At 70.4% G+C, this 24,230-nt stretch carries 30 protein-coding genes; 15 read left to right on the top strand and 15 right to left on the bottom strand.

The annotated features are described in order from the left end of the window. Positions 1–16: 16 nt before the first annotated feature. The 3 genes from FVE89_RS03525 to FVE89_RS03515 form a co-directional block, all read right to left on the bottom strand. On the bottom strand, positions 17–457 hold the full coding sequence (locus FVE89_RS03525) for a hypothetical protein (RefSeq protein ID WP_160532752.1): 441 nt from the start codon (positions 455–457) through the stop codon (positions 17–19). Positions 458–489: 32 nt separating this feature from the next. After that, the gene (locus tag FVE89_RS03520) at positions 490–1,146 is read right to left on the bottom strand and encodes an acyl-homoserine-lactone synthase (protein ID WP_160532751.1); all 657 of its coding nucleotides are present in this window, start codon (positions 1,144–1,146) and stop codon (positions 490–492) included. Positions 1,147–1,236: 90 nt separating this feature from the next. Next, positions 1,237–1,968, bottom strand: coding sequence for a LuxR family transcriptional regulator (locus FVE89_RS03515; RefSeq protein WP_160532750.1), 732 nt, complete (start codon positions 1,966–1,968; stop codon positions 1,237–1,239). A gap of 274 nt (positions 1,969–2,242) precedes the next feature. On the opposite strand from FVE89_RS03515, the gene FVE89_RS31480 reads away from it, so the two are divergent. The 3 genes from FVE89_RS31480 to FVE89_RS03505 all read left to right on the top strand — a co-directional run bounded on the left by FVE89_RS31480 (position 2,243) and on the right by FVE89_RS03505 (position 3,601). Beyond that, positions 2,243–2,368, top strand: a complete 126-nt coding sequence (locus tag FVE89_RS31480) for a hypothetical protein (RefSeq protein WP_281408945.1) — start codon at positions 2,243–2,245, stop codon at positions 2,366–2,368. Positions 2,369–2,529: 161 nt separating this feature from the next. Beyond that, positions 2,530–2,703 (top strand): YqaE/Pmp3 family membrane protein, encoded by a 174-nt coding sequence (locus FVE89_RS03510; RefSeq protein ID WP_160532749.1) that lies wholly within the window; start codon positions 2,530–2,532, stop codon positions 2,701–2,703. Positions 2,704–2,857: 154 nt separating this feature from the next. After that, positions 2,858–3,601, top strand: coding sequence for a dienelactone hydrolase family protein (locus FVE89_RS03505; protein WP_160532748.1), 744 nt, complete (start codon positions 2,858–2,860; stop codon positions 3,599–3,601). 38 nt (positions 3,602–3,639) lie between these two features. On the opposite strand, the gene FVE89_RS03500 is transcribed toward FVE89_RS03505, so the two are convergent. Continuing rightward, the gene (locus tag FVE89_RS03500; protein WP_160532747.1) at positions 3,640–5,127 is read right to left on the bottom strand and encodes a L,D-transpeptidase family protein; all 1,488 of its coding nucleotides are present in this window, start codon (positions 5,125–5,127) and stop codon (positions 3,640–3,642) included. Between the two features lie 151 nt (positions 5,128–5,278). Continuing rightward, a complete protein-coding gene (locus FVE89_RS03495) occupies positions 5,279–6,454 on the bottom strand; it encodes an MFS transporter (RefSeq protein ID WP_160532746.1) in 1,176 nt (391 codons plus the stop codon). Positions 6,455–6,552: 98 nt separating this feature from the next. Between FVE89_RS03495 and FVE89_RS03490 the strand changes: the two genes are divergently transcribed. Together FVE89_RS03490 and FVE89_RS03485 are read left to right on the top strand one after the other, a co-directional pair. Then, complete coding sequence (locus FVE89_RS03490; RefSeq protein WP_160532745.1) at positions 6,553–7,467, top strand: LysR family transcriptional regulator; 915 nt, start codon at positions 6,553–6,555, stop codon at positions 7,465–7,467. Continuing rightward, a complete protein-coding gene (locus FVE89_RS03485) occupies positions 7,464–7,817 on the top strand; it encodes a CCDC90 family protein (protein WP_246730478.1) in 354 nt (117 codons plus the stop codon). Before FVE89_RS03490 ends, FVE89_RS03485 begins: the two co-directional genes overlap by 4 nt. A 15-nt stretch (positions 7,818–7,832) precedes the next feature. Here the strand turns inward: FVE89_RS03485 and FVE89_RS03480 are convergent, their stop codons facing one another. From FVE89_RS03480 to FVE89_RS03470, 3 genes are all read right to left on the bottom strand, one after another. Continuing rightward, entirely contained in the window at positions 7,833–8,564 is a 732-nt protein-coding gene (locus tag FVE89_RS03480) for a DUF1796 family putative cysteine peptidase (protein WP_160532744.1), read from the bottom strand. Further along, positions 8,561–9,523: an acetyl-CoA carboxylase carboxyltransferase subunit alpha gene (locus FVE89_RS03475; protein WP_160532743.1), complete on the bottom strand. Its 963-nt coding sequence runs from the start codon at positions 9,521–9,523 to the stop codon at positions 8,561–8,563. Before FVE89_RS03475 ends, FVE89_RS03480 begins: the two co-directional genes overlap by 4 nt. Before the next feature lie 108 nt (positions 9,524–9,631). Further along, positions 9,632–10,840 (bottom strand): DUF2252 family protein, encoded by a 1,209-nt coding sequence (locus tag FVE89_RS03470; RefSeq protein ID WP_160532742.1) that lies wholly within the window; start codon positions 10,838–10,840, stop codon positions 9,632–9,634. Positions 10,841–11,121: 281 nt separating this feature from the next. On the opposite strand from FVE89_RS03470, the gene FVE89_RS03465 reads away from it, so the two are divergent. Beyond that, positions 11,122–11,811, top strand: coding sequence for an MgtC/SapB family protein (locus FVE89_RS03465; protein ID WP_160532741.1), 690 nt, complete (start codon positions 11,122–11,124; stop codon positions 11,809–11,811). A gap of 46 nt (positions 11,812–11,857) precedes the next feature. Here FVE89_RS03465 and FVE89_RS03460 read toward each other — a convergent pair whose 3' ends face one another. Both FVE89_RS03460 and FVE89_RS03455 read right to left on the bottom strand, forming a co-directional pair. After that, positions 11,858–13,231 (bottom strand): PleD family two-component system response regulator, encoded by a 1,374-nt coding sequence (locus FVE89_RS03460; protein ID WP_160532740.1) that lies wholly within the window; start codon positions 13,229–13,231, stop codon positions 11,858–11,860. Between the two features lie 131 nt (positions 13,232–13,362). Beyond that, positions 13,363–13,734 (bottom strand): response regulator, encoded by a 372-nt coding sequence (locus FVE89_RS03455; RefSeq protein ID WP_007560977.1) that lies wholly within the window; start codon positions 13,732–13,734, stop codon positions 13,363–13,365. Between the two features lie 80 nt (positions 13,735–13,814). Between FVE89_RS03455 and FVE89_RS03450 the strand changes: the two genes are divergently transcribed. Continuing rightward, a complete protein-coding gene (locus tag FVE89_RS03450) occupies positions 13,815–14,111 on the top strand; it encodes a DUF3572 domain-containing protein (RefSeq protein ID WP_160532739.1) in 297 nt (98 codons plus the stop codon). A 73-nt stretch (positions 14,112–14,184) separates the two neighbouring features. Here the strand turns inward: FVE89_RS03450 and FVE89_RS03445 are convergent, their stop codons facing one another. Both FVE89_RS03445 and FVE89_RS03440 read right to left on the bottom strand, forming a co-directional pair. Then, complete coding sequence (locus FVE89_RS03445; protein ID WP_160532738.1) at positions 14,185–15,126, bottom strand: cell envelope integrity EipB family protein; 942 nt, start codon at positions 15,124–15,126, stop codon at positions 14,185–14,187. Positions 15,127–15,269: 143 nt separating this feature from the next. After that, positions 15,270–17,114, bottom strand: coding sequence for an ABC transporter ATP-binding protein (locus tag FVE89_RS03440; RefSeq protein WP_160532737.1), 1,845 nt, complete (start codon positions 17,112–17,114; stop codon positions 15,270–15,272). 374 nt (positions 17,115–17,488) lie between these two features. On the opposite strand from FVE89_RS03440, the gene FVE89_RS03435 reads away from it, so the two are divergent. The 3 genes from FVE89_RS03435 (at position 17,489) to FVE89_RS03425 (ending at position 18,542) form a co-directional block, all read left to right on the top strand. Further along, positions 17,489–17,788, top strand: coding sequence for a helix-hairpin-helix domain-containing protein (locus FVE89_RS03435; RefSeq protein WP_348644665.1), 300 nt, complete (start codon positions 17,489–17,491; stop codon positions 17,786–17,788). A gap of 104 nt (positions 17,789–17,892) precedes the next feature. After that, the gene (locus FVE89_RS03430; protein ID WP_160532736.1) at positions 17,893–18,135 is read left to right on the top strand and encodes a type II toxin-antitoxin system VapB family antitoxin; all 243 of its coding nucleotides are present in this window, start codon (positions 17,893–17,895) and stop codon (positions 18,133–18,135) included. A gap of 11 nt (positions 18,136–18,146) precedes the next feature. After that, positions 18,147–18,542, top strand: a complete 396-nt coding sequence (locus tag FVE89_RS03425) for a type II toxin-antitoxin system VapC family toxin (RefSeq protein ID WP_160532859.1) — start codon at positions 18,147–18,149, stop codon at positions 18,540–18,542. Between the two features lie 48 nt (positions 18,543–18,590). Here the strand turns inward: FVE89_RS03425 and trpB are convergent, their stop codons facing one another. Next, entirely contained in the window at positions 18,591–19,832 is a 1,242-nt protein-coding gene (gene trpB, locus FVE89_RS03420; RefSeq protein WP_160532735.1) for a tryptophan synthase subunit beta, read from the bottom strand. A 139-nt stretch (positions 19,833–19,971) separates the two neighbouring features. Between trpB and msrA the strand changes: the two genes are divergently transcribed. Next, positions 19,972–20,688 carry a peptide-methionine (S)-S-oxide reductase MsrA gene (gene msrA, locus FVE89_RS03415; RefSeq protein ID WP_160532734.1) on the top strand — a complete coding sequence of 239 codons (717 nt, stop codon included), beginning with the start codon at positions 19,972–19,974 and terminating at the stop codon, positions 20,686–20,688. Positions 20,689–20,825: 137 nt separating this feature from the next. Here the strand turns inward: msrA and FVE89_RS03410 are convergent, their stop codons facing one another. Both FVE89_RS03410 and FVE89_RS03405 read right to left on the bottom strand, forming a co-directional pair. After that, complete coding sequence (locus tag FVE89_RS03410; RefSeq protein ID WP_160532733.1) at positions 20,826–21,773, bottom strand: prephenate/arogenate dehydrogenase family protein; 948 nt, start codon at positions 21,771–21,773, stop codon at positions 20,826–20,828. Further along, positions 21,766–22,881 carry a histidinol-phosphate transaminase gene (locus FVE89_RS03405; RefSeq protein ID WP_160532732.1) on the bottom strand — a complete coding sequence of 372 codons (1,116 nt, stop codon included), beginning with the start codon at positions 22,879–22,881 and terminating at the stop codon, positions 21,766–21,768. The genes FVE89_RS03410 and FVE89_RS03405 overlap by 8 nt, the downstream gene beginning before the upstream one ends. A 170-nt stretch (positions 22,882–23,051) precedes the next feature. On the opposite strand from FVE89_RS03405, the gene FVE89_RS03400 reads away from it, so the two are divergent. The 4 genes from FVE89_RS03400 to FVE89_RS03390 all read left to right on the top strand — a co-directional run bounded on the left by FVE89_RS03400 (position 23,052) and on the right by FVE89_RS03390 (position 24,182). Next, a complete protein-coding gene (locus FVE89_RS03400; protein WP_160532731.1) occupies positions 23,052–23,348 on the top strand; it encodes a hypothetical protein in 297 nt (98 codons plus the stop codon). Between the two features lie 143 nt (positions 23,349–23,491). Then, positions 23,492–23,659: a hypothetical protein gene (locus tag FVE89_RS30430; protein ID WP_202130568.1), complete on the top strand. Its 168-nt coding sequence runs from the start codon at positions 23,492–23,494 to the stop codon at positions 23,657–23,659. Between the two features lie 79 nt (positions 23,660–23,738). Beyond that, positions 23,739–23,918, top strand: coding sequence for a hypothetical protein (locus tag FVE89_RS03395; RefSeq protein ID WP_160532730.1), 180 nt, complete (start codon positions 23,739–23,741; stop codon positions 23,916–23,918). A gap of 81 nt (positions 23,919–23,999) precedes the next feature. After that, the gene (locus tag FVE89_RS03390; RefSeq protein WP_160532729.1) at positions 24,000–24,182 is read left to right on the top strand and encodes a hypothetical protein; all 183 of its coding nucleotides are present in this window, start codon (positions 24,000–24,002) and stop codon (positions 24,180–24,182) included. The last annotated feature ends 48 nt before the right edge of the window (positions 24,183–24,230 follow it).

The following is a 24,230-nucleotide window of genomic DNA, read 5'->3' as shown; positions in this document are numbered from 1 at the left end:
CCGAGGGCGGCGCGGATCAGGTCTGCATGCTCTGGCCGGGGTCGGGTGCGGGCTTGACCGCGACCGGCAGGGACTGCGTCATGACCAGGGCGAGCCGGACCGCCTCCCGAACGGCCTCGTGCTTCAGCATCGAGATCGGCTGGGCACCCGGTCCGGCCGCGTTCATCAGGGTCGGCAAGCCGCTGTCGCACATCCACATCAGCAGATTGTCGATCCGGGACTCGACGGTCAGGTCGGCATCGACCTCGTCGCCCAGCAGGCCGCGTTGGTCCAACGTGTCGTTGACCTGCTCCGCGAGGCGGATGAAGTGCTGACCGATATCCTCTAGGGTCGTCGCCAGCTGGAAGGGGAGATGCGGCGAGCCGCAGAGCTCATCGACCAGGGAGTCGAGGATGGGGAGCGCCGCCTCTCGGAAGGCGCGGAAGAACAGGACGCTGTGTGTCGCGGATGACGTCATCGGTTCTGCCTTTCGAGTTCGGAAAGCGGTTGTCAGGAGACGAGGCGAGCTCTTTCAGCCCGCGCGCCGTTCGGGAGTGCCCCCTGGATCCTCAGTCGTGAGCCGGGCCAGGCCGCGAAGGCGGAATCGGCCGCCTCCAGCGTGCGGGCGGTGATCCGGGCGTAGACCGGGACGATGAGCGCGCCCGCGTAGAGCGTCGGCAGGGCCAGCGTCTCGACGTCCCAGCCGGTCTCGATCAGCCGTCCGACGAGGGCGGGGTGGGTCTGAACGAGGAGGCCTTCCAGATCGAGCGCCTCCGCGACGTGGGCGACGGCGCCCATGAACGCGTTCGAGAAGGCGTTCGCCGTGCTCAACTCCCGCTTCTGGGGGAGGACCGATTGGCGCGTCCACTCGTAGATCCGGTGTCCCGTCGGGGCTGTCGCGCCCTGCAGGAGTTCGGGATACAGATGGGAGAGCAGGTGAGGCCGCGTCGTCGGCAGGAGGCGCGCGTAGGACACGATAGCGCCCCCGTCCCTGCCGATCACGTGGATGCTGCCGGGGCCGTCGAACTGGTCGCGTTCCCGATTGTCCGATCGGCGGCACGCTTCCCAGCCCAGCTCTTCAACGAAATAGGCATGTCGGAAGCTGTAGATCCGATCGAATTCAGCAGGATATTCTCGCTCAATGTCGCCTGATATGATCGAAAACATGGCAATTCTCCGTTTGATCACACGGAAAATGTGCACTTCAAGACGTATATTGGGTATGGGAAAAATTACAGATCTGATTGACGGAGATTGTTAGGAAATTATTTTCCTTCTTATGGCCTCCGCCACGCAATGGGTTCGGCCGACCGCCTGTAATTTGGTGCAGGCGCTGGTCAGGTGATGTTCGACGGTTCTTCTCGATATTGAGAGAATGACAGAAATATCCCAGGCGGTCTTCCCGGCCGCCGACCATTTCAAACATTCCACTTCGCGGGCCGTCAGATGGCCCTGCGTCCGCGCGCCCGCCTCGACCTGCACCTGGCATTGGGTGATCGCCTTCGCGGTGGACGCGGCATAGATCGCGATCATGTGCAGGGCGGCGCGCTCGTCCGGGGAGAGTTCGAGGCGCGCGCCGCCGAAGCTGATACAGGCCTCGCTGCCGTCGTGCTGGTGGAACGGGACGCAGAAGCCCTGGCGCAATCCGAACACGCGCGCCTCTTCCATCACGATGCGGCCTTCGGCCTGACCGGCCGGCGCCTCATGCCAGAAGAAGGGATCGATGACGCCCTTCAGGTGTCTCAGGACGGGATCGACGTGGATGAAGCCCCTGGCTTGGTAACGCTGCTCCCACTCGCGCGGCCAACCTGAGATCGAAGTGCAATCTTGAAGAACCTGCCTTGATGATCTCGGAAGATATCCAATAACAAATGCGTCGTATCCAAAGGTGCTTCTGTTGATTGACAGCTCATTTTGTATGTCGTCTACGGATTGTGCGCTCCGTATTTTTTCCAAAATATCGAAGGCAATTTGACTGATGCTCGTCATCGGCGCATGATTTGTGATAAGGGGGTAGTAAGACACCTAAAGCGATATCATTTATGCAAATTGCGAGCAATAGATGAATAATAAAGAGTATTACTGCAAGTCAAACTGAGGCACAGGGCAGAAGATCCATATGTATACGCATGAGTGGACCTTAAGTTTGCTGCAGAGAATCGCGGCGGCGAACGGAACCGACATCGGCGCCTTCCTGAGCCCCCGGCGGGGACGGGACCGGGATGCGGGTTCGCGGCGCCCCAGCGTGTATGGGAGCGTGGCGATGCTGCTCCGCATCGTCCGGGCCTATCGCGCCTTGCCGGGCATCGAGAGTCGACGGCATGCCCTCTGGATGATGGAAGCGATGGCGGCGCGCGCGAAGGACATGCCGGGCGGCAAGGCCCTCTGACCCGGGAGGCCGGCAGGGCTGCCGCTCGCCACTCCGCGCGTCGTTCGGCCGGTGCGGCGGCCCCGGGATCGTCGGGCGCCTGCCCCGAGGCTCTTCGGGAACGGACACGGTGGCGCTTCGTTTGAGCGTGACGCCCTCAGGATTTCAGCCCCGGAGTGTCCGTGTCCAGTCTGATCCGCATCCTGCTCGCCATCTTCATCCCGCCGATCGCGGTCCTCGTCACCAACGGTTTCGGGCTGCAGTTCCTGCTGAACATCCTGCTCTGGATCCTCGGCTGGCTTCCGGGCACCGTTCACGCCCTGTGGTTGATGAACCGCGAGCGACCGCTGCTCTGAAGCGTCAGGCGGGACGCGGCACCCGTGCACGGGCGCGGCTGTGTGCGGCGCAGAACGCGTGATCTCGTCGATCTCGGGCGATTTGCGGTTGAGCCGCTCGTTGACGTAACGCCGTCGCAGCGGACATCGCGGATGTCCGGCCCGGGAGCATCCGATGCCGACCGAACACGTCACGATCCGGACGCGGGACGGGGATTGCCGCTCGCACGTCGTCACACCGGCCGGCAAAGGCCCGTGGCCGGCGGTGATCCTCTACATGGATGCCGTCGGCATGCGGCCGGCGCTGCTCGACATGGCTGAGCAGCTTGCCGCGACCGGCCTTGTCGTCCTGCTGCCGGATCTCTTCTACCGCTACGGTCCCTACGGTCCGTTCGTGCCCGAGGAGGTGTTCAAAGGCGATTTCCGCGCCATCCTCGGCCCCCTGATGGCCACGACGGGGAACGACAGGGCCGCCGCGGATACGGAGGCCTTCCTCGGCTACCTCGACACGCGCGACGACATTGCCGGCCGCGGGATCGGCGCCGTGGGGTTCTGCATGGGCGGCGGCATGGCGCTAGCCTCGGCCGGGACCTACCCCGACCGGTTCGCATCGGCCGCGAGCTTTCACGGCGGCAACCTCGCGACCGACGCGCCGACGAGCCCGCACCTGTTCGCGCCGAAGCTGAAGGCGGAGGTCTATATCGGCGCGGCGCAGAACGACGGCAGCTACCCGCCCGCGATGGCCGAGCGGCTGGAGAGGTCCCTGACGGAGGCCGGCGTGCGGTTCACCGCCGAGACGTACCCCGCCGCGCACGGCTGGATGATGCCGGACTTTCCGGTTTACGACCCCGCCGCGGCGGAGCGGGGTTGGGCGGCGATGCGCGGCCTGTTCCGCCGAACCCTGCCCGTCAGCCCGTAACCCCGGACCGCGCGTCGCGGGGCCGGGGCCGCTTCCGCTCAGGGCTTGGCCTTGTCGGCCCCCTTGTCGGCCACCTTGCCGTCTCCCTTGCCCTCGGCCTTCGCGGTCTTGAACATGTGCGCCTTGATCATGTGCGCCTTGGCGGCCGGCTTCGGCGGCGCCGTCTCGGCGCCGTGCGCGAGCGTGACGGGTTCGGGTGCGATGGCGGCGGCGACCGCCGGGGTCGGCTGGGCGGCCGGATCGTCCTTGGCGAACAGCTTGCCGAACAGCTTCTGGTAGCTGCTCGGATCCCCGTCCGCGTCCGCCACGGCGATCCGGGCGGGCTTCTCGGGGAGCGCCGCGGTCGTCTCGACCTTGGCGTCGGGCTCCGCCCGATTCGCCATGAGGGTCGCGACGGCGGGCTTGGCCGGCTCCTTGTCCTTGCCCCGGCCCGCCTTGGCGGCCTTGACCGGAGCCGCCGTCTCGACGCCGGCCAGCATCACCGGCTGGCCCTTCGGACCCACCTCGATCTCCTGCGGACCAGCCGCCAGGGTTTCCGGCCGGCTCACGTCGCCGAGATTGTGCCGCCCGTATTCCTTGGCGTCGTAGGGCAGCACCGTCTCGGTGCCGCCGAGGCTCGCGAAGGCGCTCGTGTTGGCCGGCGGCCGGAAGACCGGGTTCTGGCCGCCGTCCTGATAGACCACCCGCACCGCCGGCGTGCCCTTGGCGACGAGGTCGGCGACCGCGCGCGCGTCGCGCTCCCGCTTCTCCGCCACCTCCGGCTCGACCCTCGGCTTGCACGAGCCGGCGGCCGCGTCGGCGCCCCCGAACACGTACTTGGTGCCGCACTGGCCGACCTTCGGCTCCTCGTGCAGGGCCTCGAAATAATCCGAGCCCTCCTTGAGGTTCTGCCAGAAGGCGATGTTCGGGTCGTTGCGGAACTTGGCCATGTTCTCGGCCGTCATCCGGAACGGATAGGACTGGAACTGGAAGCTGCGCTGCCCGCCGATGAACGCGTCGCGGGCGATGGCGTAGATCTCCGCGATGGTCGCGTCGGTCATGGCGAAGCAGCCCGCCGACGAGCAGGTGCCGTGCACCATCAGGTACTTGCCGGTGCGCCCGTTGGCCCGGTCGACGGCATTCGGGAAGCCGGTATCGAACGAGAGATAATACGAGGAATTCGGGTTCATCAGGCCCGGGGTGATCGTGTAGAATCCCTCCGGAACCTGGCGGTCGCCCTCGCGGCTCTTGGGGCCGAGCTGGCCCGACCAGCGGCAGATCGGGTAGGTCTTCAGGAGGGCGTAGCGGCCGTCGCTGCCCTTCTTCCAGACCTCCATCTCCGCCTCCTTCTTGAAGGCGCGGACCAGGATCGGGTCGGATTGCTGCATCCCTTTGGACTGCATCAGGGCGACCGTCTGCGGGGCGACCGGCGCGAGGCTGCGCGCGCTCGGCCCGTTGATCCCGGATCCGTCCTGGCAGGCCGCGAGAGAAAGGGCCAGCAGGGAAGCGGCCGCCAGCATCCGCGCAGTCGCGAGACGCGCCGTCATGGGGAACCTCAATCGTCCTACGTGCGCCCGCGGGCCTTTTCGGCAACCGTCGGACGCCACTCCCCAACCCAATAGGCTCGTTAAGCTTGCGCCTTTCTTACCGCAAGGACGTGCGCGCAACACTGCACCGCTGTCTCTGGGGATGGCGTATCTATCCGCAGGCTGCGCCGGCTGCGGCCCGGGTCCGGCTCCCCCGGCGCAGCCACAGGATCAGCAGCAGGGCGACCCCGGCCAGGGCGGCCCCGGCAAGCGGTACAGACCGGTAGCCGAATCCGCCGTCGATCACGCCGCCGCCGATCGCCGCCCCGATCGCGTTGCCGAGATTGAAGGCGCCGATATTCACCGCCGAGGCGAGGCTCGGCGCCTCGCCCGCCTTTTCCATCACGCGCGTCTGGAGCGGCGGCACGACGGCGAAGGTCGCCACCCCCCAGAGGAAGATCAGGGCCGCCGCGCCTGCCTCCCAGCGCAGACCCCAGGCGAACAGCGCCAGCACGGCCATGATCCCGACGAGGGAGCCGATGATCGTGCCGTCCACGGATCGGTCGGCGAGCCGGCCGCCGAGGGCATTGCCCGCGGTCAGGCCGATTCCATAGAGGACCAGCATCGCCGTGACGAACGGCGTCGCGGCGCCGGTCTCGCTCCGCAGGAGCGGCACGATGTAGGTGAACACCGTGAACATCGCGCTGGCGGACAGCACCGTCAGGGTGAGGGCGCCGAGCACCGGCCCGCGCCCGAGCACCCGCAGCTCTGCCCACAGGTCGGATCCGACCTCGGCCTCCAGCTCCGGCAGGGCGAGGCGCAGCGCCAGCATGGTCACCGCGCCGATCCCCGCAATGCCCCAGAACGCCGTGCGCCAGCCGAGCGCCTCGCCCGCCCAGGCCGCGAGCGGCACGCCACCGACCAGCGCAATGGTGAGCCCCGAGAACATGGCGGCCACCGCGGCTGCCCGTCGCTCCGGCGGCACGAGCCCGGCGGCGACCACTGCGCCGACCCCGAAATACGCGCCGTGGTTCAGCGACGTCACGAGCCGGGCGGCGATCACCATGGCGTAGCTGTCGGCCAGCGCCGCCATCAGATTGCCGAGGGTGAAGATCGCCATCAGCCCGATGAGCAGGCGCCGCCGGGGGACCCGGGCGGTGGCGAGCGTCATCACCGGCGCGCCGATCTGGACCCCGAGCGCGTAGGCGCTGACCACGAGACCCATGGCGGGGATCGAGACGCCGAGATCCCCGGCCATGAGGGGCAGCATGCCCATCGGTGTGAACTCGGTCACGCCGATGCCGAAGGCGCCGATCGCGAGGGCCAGCAGGGGTGGGTTGAGCGCCATGGCTCTGGTCTCCGGTTGTTCCGGAAACGCAGTTGTCTGATTCGACGTTGGGGCAGTAGCCTGCGGAGCGGAGAAGGATCTGTGCGCAGGAAACACAAATGCTGCGCGACAAGACCGACCGCGCCGGCGACATGGCGGTGTTCGTGGCGGCGGCGGAGGCGGGCAGCCTGTCGGGCGCCGCGCGCCGGCTCGGCCTGACGCCCTCGGCGGTCAGCCGGATCGTCGCCCGGATCGAGGGACGGCTTGGGGTGCAGCTCCTCGTGCGGACCACCCGGACCCTGCGTCTCACCGCCGAGGGCGAGACCTACGGGCGGGCGGCGCGCCGCATCCTGGCGGATCTCGCCGAGACTGAAGCCGCGCTCGCCGACCGGGGCTGCCCGCGCGGGCGGGTCCGGGTCAGCGCCGCCACGGCGCATGGGCGGCTCGTGATCGTGCCGCTGCTCGCCGATTTCGTCGCGCGTTATCCCGGCATCACCGTCGAGATCGACCTCAGCGACGAGATCGTCGACGTGCTCGGCGGCCGGGCCGATGTCGGCGTCCGGTTCGGGCCGCTGGCCGACAGCCCGCTCACCGCCCGCCGCCTCGGCGAGACCGGCCGGACGGTGGTGGCCGCACCGGATTATCTCGCCCGGGCCGGCACACCGCGCCGGCCGGCCGACCTCGCCGACCACAATTGCCTGGGTTTCACCTTCCGCCGGAGCGAGCCCGGCTGGCCGTTCCGCGAGGCCGGCCGCGATTTCGTCCTGCCGGTCACCGGCTCCCTCGCGGCCAACAACGGCGAGACCCTGGTGCAGCTCGCCCTGCGCGGCGTTGGCATCACCCGGGTCGGGACCTTCCACGTCGCCGACGATCTCGCGGCAGGCCGGCTGGTGCCACTTCTGGAGCCGTTCAACCCGCAGGACCGCGAGGCGATCCACGCGGTGTTCGTCGGCGGCCCCGCCATGCCGGCCCGGGTGCGGGTGCTGGTGGATTTCCTGGCGGAGCGGATGCGCGGGGGCGGCGCAGGACCGTGAGCCGGTTGCCTTCGACGGGCGTAGGCGCCACCTTATCGGCGGCCACCGATCGGGATTGGCCGAACGAAGCCCTATGCCTGGGACCGCCGACGTCATCCATGACGGCTCTCTCGCTTGATACACATGCGCTCGTGCGCAGGCTCAAGGCCACGGGCCTGTCCGAGGATCAGGCCGAGGCGATCACCACCGCGATCCGCGAAAGCCGCGATGCCGACCTCACGAATCGCGTGACGAAGACGGATCTGGCCGAGGCCGCGTTCGACATCATGAAGGGGGTGATCGGATCGATCGGCTTCCAGACGATCGTCATCGTGGGCGCAATCGTCGCCCTGTCGCGCGCCACGCATTGACGCCGCCCGCCCCGTTCACCCGAACAGCGCCGGCCGCCGCCCCGCCTCCGCGCGGATGATCTCCACGAGCGCCGCGTCGTCGGCCGGGTCGGCCAGCCGCAGGCCGACCGGCTCGGAGGGCGTCTGCACGGTGAGCCAGCGCAGCGTCGGCCGCAGATCGACGGCCTCCACGACTGCCATCCGCGGGTGCCCGGTCTCGAGCTGCAGGAAGGTCAGGTGGTTGCGGCTCGCCCGGGCCTGAAGCCGATCATCGACCGCCTCGATCACGTCCCGGGGCGTGTGGAGATGGGTCATCATCCACAGCCGGTTGTCAGTGCCCGGCGTGTCCAGCGCCGCCCGGATCCGCCGCACGCCCTCGGAGAGGAAGGCGTAATCCGCCGCGTTCGCCGCCGGATCGTGGTGGTTGAACACGCATTCGAGCCCGTGCCGCTCCCGGTAGAGCCGGTGCCGGCCGCGCCAGATGTCCGGGCCGCGCCGCTCCGCCTCCGGGATGCTCTCCAGCTGGTCCCGGTCGAGGAGGGCGGAAAAATCGTCCGCGAGGCAGTCCCGGGCCATGCCGGGCATCGAGAAGATCCAGTCGAGCGGGCCCGACCACTGGCGCAGGTCCAGGGTCTTTAGCACGTGCGCCATCTGGCAGTTGCAGCCCAGGGAGATGTGGTTGTGCGGGCCCGGTTCCCGCGCGTCGCGCCGGCCGAGGAGCCGCCCGATCGCGCCGAACAGCCCCCCCGTCGCTCCGGGCTCGCTCACAGGGTGCGGCCGATCGCCAGGAACTTGTCCGCGCGCCGGTCGCGGATCTCGTCGGGGCCGAGGCCTTCGAACAGGGCGAGCGATTCGGCGATCGCGTCGCCGGCCGCGCGAATCGCCGCCTCGCGGTCGCGATGCGCCCCGCCGGTGGCCTCCGGGATGATCGCATCGATGACGCCGAGCCGCAGGAGGTCCTGGGCGGTGATCTTCATGGCGGTGGCGGCGTCCGCGGCGCGGCCCTGGTCGCGCCACAGGATCGAGGCGGCGCCCTCCGGCGAGATCACCCCGTAGATCGCGTGTTCCAGCATCAGCACCCGGTTGGCGGTGGCGAGCGCGATCGCGCCGCCCGAGCCGCCCTCGCCGATCACCACGGCGACGTTGGGCACGCCGAGCGCGAGGCACGCCTCGGTGGAGCGGGCGATGGCCTCGGCCTGGCCGCGCTCCTCCGCCTCGATCCCCGGATAGGCCCCGGCCGTATCCACGAAGGCGAGGACCGGCAGGCCGAATCGATCCGCGGTCTCCATCAGCCGGACCGCCTTGCGGTAGCCCTCGGGCCGGGCCATGCCGAAATTGTGCCGGAGCCGCGCCTCGGTGGTGGCGCCCTTCTCCTGGCCGAGCACCAGCACCGGCCGTCCGCGGAACCGGCCGAAGCCGCCGAGGATCGCGGCGTCCTCGCCGAAGCTGCGATCGCCCGCGAGCGGGGTGAACTCTGTGATGAGCCCGCCGCAATAATCGACGAAATGCGGCCGCTGCGGGTGGCGGGCCACCTGGGTCTTCTGCCAGGGGGTGAGGTTCGCGTAGATCTCGGCCAGCGCCTGCCCGGCCTTGGCCTCCAGCCGGCCGACCTCCTCGGAGATCGACACCGCGCCGTCGCGCTCGCCCACGGCGCGCAGTTCCTCGAGCTTGGCCTCCAGCTCGGCCACGGGCTTCTCGAAGTCGAGATAGGTGCGCGTCACCGCCATCGTGTCACAGGTCTTCCCGGGATCCGCCGCGCGGAGGCGCGGCGGGCGCGAGGTGTTGGCGATGGCGGGATTGGTGTCAACCGGCCTGTTGGCCGGGGCCGGGCCGGCTTAGCCGTGCGACAGGTCCTCGCGGGCGATCCGGTAGCAATGCTCCAGATAGCCGCGCTGGTGGGCGCCCATCAGCTCGGTGACGACCGACCACAGCCAGCCGGGCGCGTCGGGGCCCGGGCCGGGGGCGCGCACCGTGTCGATCCAGCCCCGCCGGGTGGCCTCGTCCATCTGCCGGCCATGGGCCCGGCCGAGGATCGCGGCGAGGTGGCCGGCGACGCGGACCGCCTCCCGCCGGGAGAACTGCTCGGCGTCGATCTTGAGATCCTGCGGCATCAGCTCGCGGACCGTGACGGGTTTGCCGAGCACGTGGCCCGCGACCATCCGTTCGCCGAGATGCGGCGACAGCGCCCGGGCGCCCGCCACCACGCGCTCGGCAGGGTCGGCCGGCATGGCCGCGCCGCCGGCGGCCGGCGCGAGGTGCGGCACCGCCTCCTTGACGTCGAGGAGCGCGCGGTGCGGGTGCGCGGCGCCGCGGATCTCGACGAGGCCGGCGTAGCGCAGGCGGCCGAGCGAGCTGCAGCCCTTGATCCAGTAGGCGGCATCGAGGAGCCGGATCTCGGCATCCTCCGCGCCGCTGCCGAGCGCCAGGACGAGCCGGCGCACCGCCGGATCCCGGAACAGCGCCGTCACGGAATCCTGCTCCTCCGGCTCGAGGTCGAAGAACCGGCGCCCCCGCGGGAGGCGGTCGGTCTTGCCCTTCAGGCGCTCGTTGGACAGGTGGCGCCAGCGCCGGCCGAGCGCCCGACGCTTCGTGGTGGCGACGATGTCGGATTCGGCGACGTCGCGCTCGGCGCCCGCGGGATCGGCGATCCCCTCGGCGTAACCGATCGCCATCGCGTCCATCATCCGGGCGGTGACGATGCCGGGCAGCGTCGCGTTCAGCGCCGCGGTGACCAGGGACAGCGCCAGCCGCACCAGATCGAAGGCCGGGTTCGCCACCACGGTCTGGTCGAGGTCGCGGATCTGGATTCCGATCCGCCCGTCTGCGTCGGCCACCGCGCCGAGATTGCCGAGATGCGCGTCGCCGCAGATCCAGACCGGCGGCCCCTCGGGCAGGGTCCCGGCCGGCATCCGGGCGAGCAGCTCGTAGAAGCGCGCCGTGGTGCCGCGGACATAGGCGTGCGGCGAGGAGGCGATCTTGCACAGCCGGCGATGCTCCAGCACGCTCGTATCGCGGCCGGATCGTGCCGGCACCTGCATGTCCATTCGGTTTTCCGCTCCTCGCCGTGCAGTCAATGCATACGGCGCTCGATAACGCGTGTCTCGATGCTGTGTGCGCGACCGGACATTAAATTCGCGTTCATCTGCCGGATCCGAGCTTCCTGGCGAAGCGGGACGCCATACGTCGCGGTCATGCGACAGACTTTTCACCGATCCGCCGGGCGCCGGCTGCTCTTCGACGGGTCCAAACCTGTTCACCACACCACCGGAACTTGTGCGGAACTTGCGCTCTGTCCGAAAACTACAACTTGTGCGGGATGGGCGCGATGAGCGGCGATCCCACCCTGGACACGGTCGCGGTCCGTCTCGGCCTGAGCTTCCTGGCGGCCTTCGTGCTCGGCTGGGACCGGGAGGAGCTCGGCCATCCGGCCGGCCTGCGGACCCTGGTGCTGATCTGCCTCTCGGCCTGCACCGCGATGCTGCTCGCCGACTGGCTGCTGGCGCAGAATGCCGGCTCCGGGGGCGGCCTCACCCGGCTCGACCTGATGCGGCTGGCGCAGGGCGTGCTCGGCGGCATCGGCTTCATCGGCGCCGGCACGATCCTGAAGCAGGGCAACATCGTGCGCGGGGTCACCACGGCGGCGACCCTGTGGCTCACCACGGTGATCGGGCTCTGCTTCGGCAGCGGCGCATGGCCGATCGGCCTCGCCGCCACCCTGGCGGGGCTCATCACGCTCCAGGCCCTGCGCCGGCTCGAGGCGATCCTGCGCCGGCGCAGCTACGGCACGATGACCCTGGAATTCGGCCCGGATGCCGACCCGGCGGCTCTGCTGGCCGAGCTGGACGCGCTGGGCCTCGCGGTGAAGGCCAGCACGCTGGTTCAGGGGGCGGAGGGCGGCAGCCTGCGCTGCCTCGGCTCGCACCGGGGCGAAGACCGGGCCTGGACCCTCGCCGCCGTGGCGCGGCTGAAGGCGGCGCGGGCGGTGACGAAGGTTGGCTGGGAGGATCTGAGCTGAGCCCGGCCCGGGGACGGACGGCCGGAATCGCCCGCGGGATACGGCGTCAGGCGGCCTGGTGCTCGACGCGGTTCCGCCCCGCCGCCTTGGCCCGGTAGAGGGCGAGATCGGCCCGCCGGAGCATGGCGCCGGGATCCGCGTCGTCCGGGTGCCGCACGGCGACGCCGATCGAGACCGTCACGCCGATGGAGCGGGTCGCGCGCTGCACCGGGAACGGCACCGCCTCGACCCGCTCGCGGATGCGCTCGGCGATCGCCTGCGCCTCGGCGAGGCCGGCCTCCGGCAGGATCACCACCACCTCCTCGCCGCCGTAGCGTGCCACGATGTCGACCGGGCGCGTGTGCTGGCGGACCCGGTCGGCGAAGCCGCGCAGCACCTCGTCCCCGGCCTCGTGGCCGTAACCGTCGTTGATCCGCTTGAAATGGTCGATGTCGAGGATGAGGGTGGCCAGCGCCGAATGCCGGGCACCGGGCTCCGCGAACAGCGCGCCGAGATGGTTGTCGAGGTAGCGCCGGTTGTGCAGCCCGGTGAGCGCGTCGGTCACGGCAAGCTGCAGGGAGGCCTGCATCGCCCCCCGGAGGGCGTCGGTGAAGCGCCTGCGCTTCACCTGGGTGCGCGCCCGGGCCATCAGCTCGTTGCGGTCGACCGGGCGCATCAGGAAGTCGTGGACGCCGAAATCGAGCCCGCGCACCACCCGGGCGCGGTCATGCGCCTCCGCCAGCATGATCAGCGGCATGGCCCGGGTCCGGTCCAGCGACCGGAGCTGGCTGCACAGGCGCAGGCCGTCGAACCCGTCGAGGTCGAGGCTCACCAGGGCGAGGTCGAACGCCCCCTCGGCGGCCAGCACCAGGGCGGCCTGGGGATCCGGCTCGATCGTCACCGCATGGTGCTGGCGCAGGGCGCCGGCCAAGCGCTCGGCCGAGCCGGGGCGGTCCTCGATCAGCAGGATCCGGGCGTCGAGGCCGGTCTCGGCGGCGGCGCGCGCCAGGGGATCGCCGATCCCGAACTCGCGCGACGCCAGCGCCCGCTGACGCAACTCGTCGGTGACCGCCTTGAGCCGCACGAGGCTGCGCACCCGGGTGAACAGGGCGGTGTCGTCCACCGGCTTGGTCAGGAAGTCGTCGGCGCCCGCGTCGAGGCCCCGCAGCCGGTCCGAGGGCTGGTCGAGGGCCGTGACCATCACCACGGGGATATGGGCCGTGACCGGGTTGCCCTTGAGATGGCGGCAGACCTCGAACCCGTCCATGCCGGGCATCATCACGTCGAGCAGGACGAGGTCGCACAGGCCCTTCTCGCAGATCGCGATGGCGTCCCGGCCGTTCATGGCGGCGAGGGTGTCGAAATATTCCAGCCCGAGCTTCGTTTCCAGAAGCTTCACGTTCGGGAACAGGTCGTCGACGATCAGGACGCGGGCCGACATGGTTCCTCGCTGACGCGCGGCAGGGCGGCCCGGGACGGGCGGGTCGCGATACGGCCGCGCATCGGGACAGACGGTTCAGGCGGCCCCCCGGATCGCGCGGGGGACCGCCTCAACGGTGTGCCCCTCGGAACTCACCGCGGCTCAAGATAGGCGCGAACCGTTGCCAAAAACTTCGCGACCGAGATCGGCTTCGAGAGATAGGCCTCGCAGCCGCCTTCGCGGATCCGCTCCTCGTCGCCCTTCATGGCGAAGGCCGTGATGGCGATGACCGGGATGGACTTGAGGTCGTCATCCTCCTTGAGCCACTTGGTGACTTCGAGGCCCGAGACCTCCGGAAGCTGGATGTCCATCAGGATCAGGTCGGGATGGTGGGCGCGCGCCAGCTCGATCGCCTCGATGCCGTGGGCGGTCTTGAGCGTCGCGTAGCCGTTCGCCTCCAGGAGGTCGTTGAACAGCTTCATGTTCAACTCGTTGTCCTCGACGATCAGCACCGTCTTCTTCATGATCCGATGTCCCGGTGCGCGCCGATCATGATTAGCGGGCGGTGAAGCCCCTCCATCACCTTTGTAGCGTTCACATGTTGATGAATGGCAAACCTCTTCAAGGGGATGAGGCCGCGGAGCGGCTGGCCCTCGACGTTCTGCTGTGGATCACGGGGGAGGAGGACCGACTCCTGCCGTTCCTGGCGGCGACCGGTCTCGACCTCGAGACGCTGCGCGCCAGCGTCCGGGAGCCGGGCTTTCTGGTCGGCGTCCTCGACCACGTGATGGGCGACGAGAACGTGCTCCTCGCCTGTGCACAGGGGCTCGACGTGAAGCCGGAGCGGATCGCCGCGGCGTGGCACCGCCTGTCGCCGCGGCCGGACGACGAATGGGCGTGAGGCAGGGCTTCGCGCAAACCCCTCCCCCGCGAAGGGGGGGAGGGAGTGCCGCGGACCCGTCCTCGATCCGTCCTCAGGGCGTGCAGCCCTTGCCCGCGTCTTTGGCCGCCTCCTTGTCGCCCTTCCCCGCTGTGGCGTCGATGTCGAGGGCGGTCATGTCGCCCAGGATGGCGAAGTCGCCGTAATCGAGCTTGAGCGCGCCGCTGACCCCGTTCTCGTAGAGGTCGAAGCCGAGGGTGTAGATCGGCGTGCGCTCGCCGGCACCCTCCGTGTAGTAGCTCAGGCGGACCGGCCAGTGCGGCATGCCGGCGATCGCGCCCTCGCGCAGGGGCTTGTCCCGGGTGGAGCCGGAGGCCGGCGCCGGGGCCGTCTCCGTGTGGCCGATCACCGCGAAGGTGTCGTAGACCTTCCTGCCGTCGTCGGACCCGTCGAAGACCTTGACCGAGAGGGTCGACTGGCCGGCCCGCGCGGCCTCGATCAGGCGGCGCATATGCTCACTCGGGAACAGCACCGGTCCCTCGACGGTGAAGGGCTTGGCGCCCCCCTTGAGCTTCACGGTGACGGCGTTCCCCTGCTCGGTGGCGGTCCCGTCCACCGGTGCGGCGGGCTGGTTGTTGGTCAGCGTCGTCGTCTTGAACCGGAACTCGCGGCCCTGCCCGCCCTCGAAGGTGGTGCTGCGCATGTCGGACAGGCGGGACCCGGTCTCGCCGGAGGACAGCTCCGTCACCTGCCGGGTCAGCATCGTGTAGCCGCGGCAGGCATCGCCCCGGAAGTCGATGACGATCCGCCCGCGGGCGCTCTCGACCGAACGGCTGCTGCCGCCCTCGTCGAGCGACAGGTCGTAGACGGCCCGGTGGTTGGCGAGCACGATCCCGGGCGCCGGAGCGGGCGCCGGAGCTTGGCTCGGGGCCCCGGGCGCGGGGCCGGGCGGCTCGGAGACGACGGGGGCCGCCTGCGCGCTCCAGGCGGAGACGAGGAGGCCGGCCGTCAGCAGTCGATGGAGGCGCAGGCGCATGGATGACCTCGGTTCGGAGCGCCTCACAAAAGGCCCGGGCACCGGGCGTTCTCCCTCTGGCCGCGACAGCGCAGCGGAAGTTCTGCGAGAGGCTCTCAGTCCGCCGCAGATAGCAGGCTCCGGGAATCGGGCAATCCTGGGGACTACCGGTAGCCCTCGGCCTGGAGGGTGAACAACTCGGCGTAGCGGCCACCCCGGGCCATCAGGGCGGCGTGGCTCCCCTCCTCCAGGACCCGGCCGGCCTCCAGCACCAGGATGCGGTCGGCCATCCGCACCGTAGAGAAGCGGTGCGAGATCAGCACCGTGGCGCGCCCCGCCGAGAGGTCCCGGAACCGCGCGAACACGTCGTGCTCGGCCCGGGCGTCGAGGGCGGCGGTCGGCTCGTCGAGGATCAGGATCTCGGCCGCGCGCATGTAGGCCCGGGACAGGGCGATCTTCTGCCACTCGCCCCCCGAAAGGTCGAGGCCGCCGGCAAAGCGCTTGCCGAGCGGCTGGGCGTAGCGCTCCGGCAGGCGCTCGATCACCGGCGCGGCAAGGCCCCGCGAGGCGGCGGCGGCGATGCGGTCCGCATCCGCGGCGGCCCCGATCCGGCCGACCGCGACGTTCTCCCCGGCGGTGAGGTCGAACCGGACGAAATCCTGGAAGATCGCGCCGATCCGCGCCCGCAGGTCATCGAGGTCGTAATCCGGCAGCGGCACGCCGTCGAGGAGCACGCGGCCCTCGTGGGGGTCGTAGAGCCGGGTCATCAGCTTGACGATCGTGGTCTTGCCGGCGCCGTTGCCGCCGACCAGCGCCACCGTCTCGCCGGCCCGCACCGCGAAGGAGAGATGGCGCAGCGCCCAGGTGTCCGTGCCGGGATAGCGGTAGCCCACATCCTCGAAGACCAGCCCCTCCCGGATCGGACTCGGCACAGGACGCGGGTGAGCGGGCGTCCGGATCTGCGGCCGGATCTCGAAAAACGAATAGAAATCGTCGAGATACTGCGCCTGGTTCGTGATCTGGGTGAAGCCGAGCAGCATCTCCTTGATGCCGCCGTGCAGGCGCTGGAAGGCGCCGGCCAGGAAGGCGAGGTCGCCGACCGAGAACGCGCCCGCCACGGTCCGCCAGACGATCACCGCGTAGGCGCCGTAATAGGCGAGCGTCCCGAGGCTCGCGAAGACGAAGCCCCAGCGGGCGCGGGCGACGGCGAGGCTCCGGCTCTCCGCGAGCAGCCGCCCGGCCACCTGCGCGTAGAGGCCGGTCACGTAGCCCGACAGGCCGAAGAGCTTGACCTCCTTGGCGGTCTCGACGCTGGCGCCCACGTAGCGCAGGTAGTCGAGGCGGCGCCGCTCCGGGCTGCGGAACCACGCGAGGCGGTAGCCGGCCTGGGTGAAGTGCCACTCGTTGAGCACGGCCGGCACCAGGGCGGCGGCGATCAGGACCATCAGCCACGGCGTGAAGGCCGCGACGCCGGCCGCCAGGGAAGCCAGGGTGACCACCGACTGGAACTGCCAGAGCACCGTGCCGATGAGGCCGGTGCGGCCGCTGACCTGCCGGCGCGCCCGCTCCAGCCGGTCCTGCTGCGCACTGTCCTCGAACTGCGCGAGGTCGAGGGCCGCGGCATGGGCCATCAGCCGCAAGGAGGCCGCGTTGGCGTAGAGGTCGCCGATCAGGGTCTCGGTGAGGCTCGTGAGGCGGTCGGCGAGATCCGAGGCCAGGGCGAGCCCGAGTTCGGCCGCCACCAGCCCCGCGAGCCGCGCCCGGCCCGGATCGGCGAACCACGCGGCGAGCCCCGGATCCGGGGCCGGCCGGGCATGCTCGGCCACGATCCCGTCGAGGATCAGCTTGGCGAGGTACAGGGACAGGACCGGCAGGCAGGCCGCCAGGAGCCGCAAGGACAGGCTCGCGGCGAGCAGGAGCGGGCTCGCGGCCGCGATCTCCCGGACCAGGGTCGGCAGGTGGCGCAGGGCGCCGAGGCGTGCTCCCGGGCGGGCCGTCCGCTCCGTCATCGCGGCGTCATCCCGTGGGGAAGAACGCCGACCGGTTGGCCGATACGCGACGAAAGCATAAACTGTAGCATTATAGTGGCGTAGACCTCGTCGAGTGGTGCGTGCTCAGCGGACCTGCAATCCTCAGAATTTCTATTCTCCTCATCATCGCCGGCATCCTCGCCGCGGTGGTGCAATTCCTGTTGCCGAGCCCGCCTCCCGCGCCGGTGTCCACCGCCGCGCCCCCGCCCGCTCAGGTGGCCGAGTCGCCGGCCGTCGTCCAGCCGGCCCCGCCGCCGCCCGCCCCGGACCCGGCGGCCGGATCTGACCCGGGGAGCAACGCCCCACCCCAGGCCGCCGCTCCGCCTCAGACGGCCGCAGCGCCCGCCGCCCCGGTGCAGCTGCCGTCAGACGCCCTCGCCTTCCCGGCCGATCCGGCTCAGCCACAGCGACAGGAGGCGGCCGGACAGGCCGAGATCGACAGGGCGGAGGACAGTGCCGGGCCCCGGGCCCTGGCGGTGGTCGACCTGAACACCGCCTCGGTGGCCGATCTCAACCGCCTGCGGGGCGGGGGCGCCATCGGCCGGGCGATCGTCGCCAAGCGCCCCTACGCGTCGGTGGATCAGCTCCTGTCGAAGCGGGTACTCAGCCGGGCCGTCTACGAACGGATCAAGGATCAGGTGACGGTGCGGTGAGGCGGCCGAAGGCGTGGATCCGCCGTACCAAGGCTTCGACCTTCCGCCTTGCCGCGACCGAAGATATACCATAGGGATATCCGGGATATTCCAGAGGTCTATGGGTGCCGCTCTACGTCAAGGATCCGCAGGTCGATGCGCTCGCGACCCAACTCATGACCCTGCTGGGCACAAGCAAGACGGACGCAGTCCGGCGCGCACTCCAGAACGAGATCGTGCGCCAGACCGGCAAACAGGATCTGGTCGCGTGGACGTCGGATTTCGTCCGCGCGCTCCATCAACGAGCCGGACCGAATCCGAAGCCTGTCGATAAGGCGTTTATCGACAGGCTCTACGAGCGCGGGTGACGCAGATCCCGATGTTCGTGGACGCCTCGGCCCTCACGGCCATTCTGATCGACGAGCCTGACGCCCACACCCTCGTGGCCCGTTTGCAGCAGGCACGCCGCCGCATGACCTCGCCCCTGGCCGTCTGGGAGACCGCCGTGGCGGTGGCGCGCCACCTCGACCTCACGGTTCCGGATGCCCGCGACGCCGTGCGCGCCTATCTCGACCACGCCGGCATTCGGATCCTGGCCGTCCCGCCCGAAGCGGCCGACGGAGCCCTCGACGCCTACGACCGTTTCGGGAAGGGCCGGCATCCCGCCAGCCTCAACTTCGGCGACTGTTTCGCCTACGCGTGTGCCCGCGCCCACCAAGTCCCGCTGCTCTGCAAGGGCAACGATTTTCCGCTCACCGATATCGAGGCCGGGTGAGGCCCGGCCTTCGATCGCGCAACAGGCAGGCCGAGGGCTGAGACCTCCTCAGAGCTTCGTCCCGAAAATCTCCGCGACCTGCGGGATATCCTTGTCGCCGCGGCCCGACAGGTTCATCACCATCAGGTGCTCGGCCGGGCGCTGGGGCGCGAGTTCCAGAACCTTGGCGAGGGCGTGGGCCGGCTCCAGGGCGGGGATGATCCCCTCCAGCATCGAGCAGAGCTTGAACGCCTCCAGCGTCTCGGAATCGGTCGCCGACAGGTAGGTGACCCGGCCCATCTCGTGGAGCCACGCGTGCTCCGGCCCGATGCCCGGATAGTCGAGGCCCGCCGAGATCGAGTGCGCGTCGGCGATCTGGCCGTCGCCGTCCATCAGCAGGTAGGTGCGGTTGCCGTGCAGCACGCCCGGCTTGCCGCCGGTGAGCGAGGCCGCGTGCAGGCCGCTCTCGACCCCGTGGCCCGCCGCCTCGACCCCGAAGATCTCGACCTCGCGGTCGTCCAGGAACGGGTGGAACAGCCCCATGGCGTTCGAGCCGCCGCCGATGCAGGCGATCAGCGAATCCGGGATCCGGCCCTCCTGCGCGATCATCTGCTCGCGGGTCTCCCGGCCGATCACCGACTGGAAGTCGCGCACCATCGCCGGGTACGGGTGCGGCCCCGCCACCGTGCCGATGCAGTAGAACGTGTCGGCGACGTTGGTGACCCAGTCCCGCAGGGCTTCGTTCATGGCGTCCTTGAGGGTCTTGGTGCCGGATTCCACCGGGACCACCTCGGCGCCGAGCATCTTCATGCGGAACACGTTGGGCGCCTGCCGGGCGACGTCGACCGCGCCCATGTAGACAACGCATTTGAGGCCGAAGCGCGCGCAGAGCGTCGCGGTGGCGACGCCGTGCTGGCCGGCGCCGGTCTCGGCGATGATCCGCGGCTTGCCCATGCGGCGGGCCAGCAGGATCTGGCCCAGCACGTTGTTCACCTTGTGGGAGCCGGTATGGTTCAGCTCCTCGCGCTTGAAATAGACCTTGGCCCCCTGCCCGGCCGGCGTCTTGGCGCGCAGGTGCTCGGTGAGGCGCTCGGCGTAGTAGAGCGGGCTCGGCCGGCCGATATAGTGGGTGCCGTAGGACTCCATCTCGGCCTGGAAGGTCGGATCCTTCTTGGCCGCCTCGTAGGCCGCCTCCAGTTCGAGGATCAGCGGCATCAGCGTCTCGGCCACGAACCGGCCGCCGAAGATGCCGAAGCGGCCGCGCTCGTCGGGGCCGGTGCGGAAGGAGTTGGGCTCGGGGGCGATGGTCACGGGACGGGTCCTGCGCGCAGATTAAAGGTTTGCCGGGTGCCTAGACCCATGCGGCCGCCGCCGCAATGCGGCCTGCCGCGCGCGTAACCGGATCGCGCCCGAGGGCGAAAGGTCTTGCAGCATCCGCCAGGAGGACAGCATGGCTCTTCGCGATACGATCCGCCCGATCCTCGGGGCAGTCCTCGGGCTCGGCCTCGCGACCGCAATCCTGCTGCCGCGCCTGCCGGCGCTGGCCGAGGAGGCGCCCCGCCGCCTGCCGGAGCCCGCGACCCACTCGGCCGAGGCGCCGGGCGCGCACGTGGCGGTGTTCGCGGGTGGCTGCTTCTGGGGCGTGCAGGGGGTGTTCCAGCACGTCCGCGGGGTGACAAGCGCGGTCTCGGGCTATGCCGGCGGCACCCGGGCCGACGCCGATTACCGGACGGTCAGCAGCGGCGCGACCGGCCATGCCGAGGCCGTGGCGGTCACCTACGATCCGGCCCAGATCCGCTACGACGAGCTGCTGCGGATCTTCTTCTCGGTCGCCCTCGACCCGACGCAGGTCGATCGCCAGGGCCCCGATACCGGGCACCAGTACCGCTCGGCCCTGTTCCCGCAGGATGCCGAGCAGGCCCGGATCGCCAAGGCCTACATCGCCCAGCTCGACGCGGCGAAAACCTACGCGCGCCCGGTCGCCACCCGGATCGAGCCGGGTGCCGCCTTCTACCCGGCGGAAGCCTACCACCAGGACTTCATGGCCCTGCACCCCGGGCACCCGTACATCGCCGCCAACGATGCGCCGAAGCTCGAAGCCCTGCGTGCCCTGTTCCCGGAGCGGACGGCGGCACAGCCGGTGCTGGTCAACCGCCCGCCGGCGTGAGGCTGCGGGCACCCTCTCCCGCTTGTGTGACGGAGTGAGGCGCCCTCCCTCCCCCTCTGCGGGGGAGGGAGATGCGCGGAGCCAATTGCTCCTCTTCTGCGACGGGTGAGGTGTGAATCCGCGAGGCGGCCAGCCCCCTATTCCTCCGGCGGCCGCGGCCGGCCGAAATCCGGCGCCGCGGTCTCCTGACCCGAGGCCACGATGCTGCGCCGGATCGCCCGGGTGCGGGTGAACATCGCGTGCAGCGCCTCGCCGTCGCCCCAGCGCACCGCCTTGGCGAGCGCCGAGAGATCCTCGTTGAACCGGCCGAGCATCTCCAGCACCGCGTCACGGTTGTTGAGGAAGATGTCGCGCCACATGGTCGGGTCCGAGGCGGCGATGCGGGTGAAATCGCGAAATCCGCTCGCCGAGAACTTGATCACCTCGGATTGCGTCGCCTCCTCCAGCTCCGCCGCGGTGCCCACGATGTTGTAGGCGATCAGGTGCGGCAGGTGGCTGGTGATGGCGAGCACGTGGTCGTGGTGCTCGGCGCTCATCGTCTCGACATTGGCGCCCATCCCGACCCAGAGGGCGCGGACGGTCTCGATCGCCGCCGGGTCGGTGCCCTCGGGCGGGGTCAGGATGCACCAGCGGCCCTGGAACAGGGTCGCGAAGCCGGCATCCGGCCCCGAGAACTCGGTCCCGGCGACCGGGTGGCCGGGGACCAGGGCGACGCCCTCGGGCAGGTGCGGCCGGATCGCCGCCACCACGGCGCCCTTCACCGAGCCGACATCCGACACGATCGCGCCGCGCTTGAGATGCGGCATCATCTCGGCCGCCGCCGCCCCGATGGCACCCACCGGCACGCACAGGATGACGAGGTCGGCGTCGGCCGCGCCCTCCGCCGGGTCGCCGGTGACCACGTCGGCGATGCCGAGTTCGCGGACGCGCTCGCGCACGGCTTCGTCCCGGTCCAAAGCCACGATCGTGCGGGCGAGGCCGTAGCGCCGGGCCGCCCGGGCGATCGACGAGCCGATCAGCCCAAGACCGACGATGGTGAGGCGGCCGAGGGGCGGGGCTTTGGTCTCAGGCAAGGGCTCAGGCATTTGCGCCTCGTACGAAATCGCGCAAAGCCGCAAGGAAAGCGGTGTTCGCCTCGGCGCTCGCCACCGTCACCCGCAAGGCGTTCGGCAGCCCGTAGGCGGCGACCCGGCGGGTGATGAGCCCACGCTCGGTGAGGAACGCGTCCGCATCCGCGGCCGAGCGGCCGGGTTCGTCGGGGAAGTGGATCAGCAGGAAATTCGCCACGCTCGGCGTGACCGTGAGGCCGAGCGCGCGGGCGCCCTCGATGAGCTTGGGCAGCCACTCCGCGTTGTGGGCGGCGGCCGCCGCCATGTGGGCCTCGTCGGCGATGGCGGCCGAGCCGGCGGCGATCGCCGGCCCCGAGACGTTGAACGGGCCCCGGATCCGGTTGACCGCATCCACGACATGGGCCGGCGCCACCATCCAGCCGATCCGCACGGCGGCCAGCCCGTGGATCTTCGAGAAGGTCCGGGTCATCACGACGTTCTCGGATTCGAGCGCGAGTTCCAGCCCGGCCGAGTAGTCGTTCGCCCGGACGTACTCGGCATAGGCGCCGTCGATCACCAGCAGCACCTGCGGCGGCAGGCCGGCATGCAGGCGGCGGATCTCGTCGAAGGGCAGGTAGGTGCCGGTCGGGTTGCTGGGGTTGGTGACGTAGACGATCCGGGTCCGCTCCGTGACCCGGGCGAGGATCGCGTCGACATCGGTGGTGAAGTCCCGCTCGGGCGCCACCACCGGCTCGGCGCCCGAGGCCAGGATGGCGATCCGGTAGACCAGGAATCCGTGCTCCGAGTAGATGCCCTCGGTCCCCGGCCCGCCATACGCGTAGGCCAGCAGCGAGAGCAGCTCGTCCGAGCCCGCGCCGCAGACGATCCGCTCGGGGTCGAGCCCGTAGCGCTTGGCGATTGCCGCGCGCAAGACGGTGGCGCGCCCGTCCGGGTAGGTCTCGAGCTTGGCGCTCGCCTCGTGGAGCGCGGCCAAAGCCGCCGGGCTCGGGCCGAGCGGCGTCTCGTTGGAGGAGAGCTTGTAGACCTTGCCGCCGCCGGGCCGCCCGCTCTTGCCGGGCACGTAGGTGTCGATCGCCAGGACACCGGGGCGCGGTTCCGGGCGGGCGGGCTGCGGGGCGGACATTGCGGGGCGACTCGATCTGCGCGGTGCGGAGGATTGTTCGCGCCCGTCTACAACATTTCCTTTGCCGGTGAACCCGGGCCTGCTCGCGGCGGCAGGATGGCGGCTCCATCCCCGCAGGCCCGCACCGCCCTACCTCTTCCGGTCTCACCCGACCGCGAAGGACGGAAGCCATGCCCCTCACACGCTACTTGGACGGCGGCGCCCACATCCTGCCCGCCGACGACACCCTGATCCGCTTCGCCATGACCAACGGCGAGCGCGTGATCGGGATCGACGTGCCGATCCCGGTGCTGCGCCAGCGCTTCGGCGCGGGGGCCGACGTGGCGCCCCTCGACCTGTTCGCCCGCAACCAGGCGGCGATCGAGGCCGCGGCCAGCCAAGCCTACGACCGGACCGAGACGCCGAACGACCTGCTCGACATGGGGCCGGAGGATTTCGGCACGGCGCCGGCCCAGGCCCAGCTCTGACGGCGACGATCCGCCCGCGCCGGCCGCGGCAAAACCGGCGACGCGCAAATGCCGCGGGGCACGCGCCACGTTTCGGCCTGTTGAATCCGGAGACAGGGCGCAACGGGCGCGCCGCGCCCTGCGTGTGCGTGAATGGATCGAGAATGGCCGGTGACCTGATCCCCTGCAGCCTGTTCCTGATCGGGATCCTCACCTCGGTCGCCGCGGATTGCCGCCTGCGGCGCGCGGAGGCCGCGCCCTGGGCCAATGGCTGCATCACCGCGGCCGGGGCGGCCCTGATCTTCGCCGCCTGCGCGGCGGCGATCCGCTGAGGAACCGTCAGGCACCGGACCGACTTGCCCACCGGATTCGACGGCCGGGCACGGACCGGCGGTGGAGGATGAGGTTGTCATGGTTTCGCTACAGGCGCTGGCCGGCTGCGCCCTCGTGCTGGCCGGGATCCTGATCGAGAGCGCGGCGAGCCGGCACTGGTGGGCGGGGGTCGGGGCCGACCGGCTCGATGCCCGGGCCGCCCTCGCGGTCGCGCTGCCGGCCCTGGGGCTGGCGCTGATGGCTGCGCCCATCACGTAGAACCGAGCAGCACGTGCTCGGCCGCACCGTCGCGCTTGCGGACGTGATCTAGACCTCCGTCATCACCGAACGGAGAGGAACATGAGCCAGTTTTTCGACATCGTCCGGGACGGCGCGTCCTGCATGGTCGAGCCCGCCTGGATGCGGGCCAAGCGGGCCCTGGCGTCGGCGCCGGCGGACCGGCCGGCCGGGACCGTTTGGACAGCCGCTCTGTCCGACTGGGAAGCCGGCGGCCGGTCAAGCTGCACCGGCGGCGCGCGTTGACGCTCGCCGCCCCGCGCATTACCTCCCAAGCCTCGCTGGCCGCATCGG

This window comes from Methylobacterium sp. 2A (assembly GCF_009806555.1).
In the GTDB taxonomy this organism is placed as follows: domain Bacteria; phylum Pseudomonadota; class Alphaproteobacteria; order Rhizobiales; family Beijerinckiaceae; genus Methylobacterium.
This window is presented reverse-complemented; position numbering and strand designations above follow the sequence as displayed.

What these genes read in the sequence shown, in the direction of transcription:
- msrA (WP_160532734.1), top strand. Translation starts at nt 19,972, where the DNA reads ATGGCTCTTCGCGATACGATCCGCCCGATCCTCGGGGCAGTCCTCGGG.
- FVE89_RS03520 (WP_160532751.1), bottom strand. Translation starts at nt 1,146, where the DNA reads ATGTTTTCGATCATATCAGGCGACATTGAGCGAGAATATCCTGCTGAA.
- FVE89_RS03405 (WP_160532732.1), bottom strand. Translation starts at nt 22,881, where the DNA reads ATGTCCGCCCCGCAGCCCGCCCGCCCGGAACCGCGCCCCGGTGTCCTG.
- FVE89_RS03455 (WP_007560977.1), bottom strand. Translation starts at nt 13,734, where the DNA reads ATGAAGAAGACGGTGCTGATCGTCGAGGACAACGAGTTGAACATGAAG.
- FVE89_RS03490 (WP_160532745.1), top strand. Translation starts at nt 6,553, where the DNA reads ATGCTGCGCGACAAGACCGACCGCGCCGGCGACATGGCGGTGTTCGTG.
- FVE89_RS03465 (WP_160532741.1), top strand. Translation starts at nt 11,122, where the DNA reads ATGAGCGGCGATCCCACCCTGGACACGGTCGCGGTCCGTCTCGGCCTG.
- FVE89_RS03400 (WP_160532731.1), top strand. Translation starts at nt 23,052, where the DNA reads ATGCCCCTCACACGCTACTTGGACGGCGGCGCCCACATCCTGCCCGCC.
- FVE89_RS03515 (WP_160532750.1), bottom strand. Translation starts at nt 1,968, where the DNA reads ATGACGAGCATCAGTCAAATTGCCTTCGATATTTTGGAAAAAATACGG.
- FVE89_RS03525 (WP_160532752.1), bottom strand. Translation starts at nt 457, where the DNA reads ATGACGTCATCCGCGACACACAGCGTCCTGTTCTTCCGCGCCTTCCGA.
- FVE89_RS03505 (WP_160532748.1), top strand. Translation starts at nt 2,858, where the DNA reads ATGCCGACCGAACACGTCACGATCCGGACGCGGGACGGGGATTGCCGC.
- FVE89_RS03495 (WP_160532746.1), bottom strand. Translation starts at nt 6,454, where the DNA reads ATGGCGCTCAACCCACCCCTGCTGGCCCTCGCGATCGGCGCCTTCGGC.
- FVE89_RS31480 (WP_281408945.1), top strand. Translation starts at nt 2,243, where the DNA reads ATGCTGCTCCGCATCGTCCGGGCCTATCGCGCCTTGCCGGGCATCGAG.
- FVE89_RS03390 (WP_160532729.1), top strand. Translation starts at nt 24,000, where the DNA reads ATGAGCCAGTTTTTCGACATCGTCCGGGACGGCGCGTCCTGCATGGTC.
- FVE89_RS03470 (WP_160532742.1), bottom strand. Translation starts at nt 10,840, where the DNA reads ATGGACATGCAGGTGCCGGCACGATCCGGCCGCGATACGAGCGTGCTG.
- FVE89_RS03445 (WP_160532738.1), bottom strand. Translation starts at nt 15,126, where the DNA reads ATGCGCCTGCGCCTCCATCGACTGCTGACGGCCGGCCTCCTCGTCTCC.
- FVE89_RS03460 (WP_160532740.1), bottom strand. Translation starts at nt 13,231, where the DNA reads ATGTCGGCCCGCGTCCTGATCGTCGACGACCTGTTCCCGAACGTGAAG.
- FVE89_RS03425 (WP_160532859.1), top strand. Translation starts at nt 18,147, where the DNA reads ATGTTCGTGGACGCCTCGGCCCTCACGGCCATTCTGATCGACGAGCCT.
- FVE89_RS03475 (WP_160532743.1), bottom strand. Translation starts at nt 9,523, where the DNA reads ATGGCGGTGACGCGCACCTATCTCGACTTCGAGAAGCCCGTGGCCGAG.
- FVE89_RS03500 (WP_160532747.1), bottom strand. Translation starts at nt 5,127, where the DNA reads ATGACGGCGCGTCTCGCGACTGCGCGGATGCTGGCGGCCGCTTCCCTG.
- FVE89_RS30430 (WP_202130568.1), top strand. Translation starts at nt 23,492, where the DNA reads ATGGCCGGTGACCTGATCCCCTGCAGCCTGTTCCTGATCGGGATCCTC.
- FVE89_RS03410 (WP_160532733.1), bottom strand. Translation starts at nt 21,773, where the DNA reads ATGCCTGAGCCCTTGCCTGAGACCAAAGCCCCGCCCCTCGGCCGCCTC.
- FVE89_RS03440 (WP_160532737.1), bottom strand. Translation starts at nt 17,114, where the DNA reads ATGACGGAGCGGACGGCCCGCCCGGGAGCACGCCTCGGCGCCCTGCGC.
- FVE89_RS03395 (WP_160532730.1), top strand. Translation starts at nt 23,739, where the DNA reads ATGGTTTCGCTACAGGCGCTGGCCGGCTGCGCCCTCGTGCTGGCCGGG.
- FVE89_RS03450 (WP_160532739.1), top strand. Translation starts at nt 13,815, where the DNA reads ATGAATGGCAAACCTCTTCAAGGGGATGAGGCCGCGGAGCGGCTGGCC.